The sequence below is a fragment of the Undibacterium sp. SXout7W genome (assembly GCF_049339385.1).
In the GTDB taxonomy this organism is placed as follows: domain Bacteria; phylum Pseudomonadota; class Gammaproteobacteria; order Burkholderiales; family Burkholderiaceae_D; genus Undibacterium.
On the sequence record NZ_JBMPPF010000156.1, the window covers coordinates 1 to 286 of the forward strand.

A 286-nucleotide genomic window follows, 5' to 3' on the forward strand; every position below is an offset into this window, starting at 1 on the left:
GTTAGCGTCAACATCTAACTTCTTGCCGCGTACTTCATCGACATACGCGATACAAAAGTCTTTTTCTGTGGTGTAGTTTTCGGTGCCTTGATAATCGTCACCGTCCCACTCAAAACCTTTCTCATCACACATTTTTTGCGTGGTCTTGATGCCATATTCACGGCCGTCGCCTTCGTTTGCAGTCACGATGTAGGTGTTGCCATCAACAGTGTAGCTAGTGATACTATCTGGCATGTAGAGACCTTCTAACATTGCGTAGCTTTGTAGATTACCGATGTTTTTGTCT

1 protein-coding gene is annotated in these 286 nt (G+C 44.4%); it reads right to left on the minus strand.

Annotation, left to right across the window (positions count from 1 at the left end):
• Positions 1-252 (minus strand): choice-of-anchor I domain-containing protein (locus ACO0LB_RS20905; protein ID WP_423052670.1); only part of this gene is annotated, 252 nt, incomplete at its 3' end.
• Positions 253-286: the final 34 nt, after the last annotated feature.